Annotated in this window: 1 protein-coding gene; it reads right to left on the reverse strand. The window is 51.9% G+C overall.

The features are described 5' to 3' along the window. Nucleotides 1-372: DNA polymerase domain-containing protein (locus SB765_RS28260; protein ID WP_410932304.1), on the reverse strand; the 372-nt coding region annotated here is incomplete at both ends.

Here is a 372-nt window from a genome sequence, read left to right on the forward strand (position 1 = left end):
GTTGTGGGTGATGATGATAGACGGGTACAGCGAACGGAAGTCCAGAGAAACGATGTTTTCCCACAGACCTTTTTCCGGTTCTTTAACGAAACCACCCGCGTAAGATTCACGCAGACGACGTTCGTATTCACGTTCGTCCGGTTTGTTCGGCGCCAGTTCGTTACGTTCGTACGCTTTACGCAGCAGGAACCATTCAACCAGGTTACCGGTAGAAGAACGAGAAACGTCCCACAGCGGCTGACCAACCAGACGAGACAGCTGCGCTTCCATCGGGAAGAATTCTTTACCCAGTTCGTAGGTCGCTTTCGCGTCTTCCATAGAGTATTTCGCAACACGTTCCAGACCTTCACCGGTTTCCCACGCTTTCGCGAT

The organism is Pseudomonas sp. SIMBA_067 (genome assembly GCF_046534675.1).
Classification (GTDB): Bacteria; Pseudomonadota; Gammaproteobacteria; order Pseudomonadales; family Pseudomonadaceae; genus Aquipseudomonas; species Aquipseudomonas putida.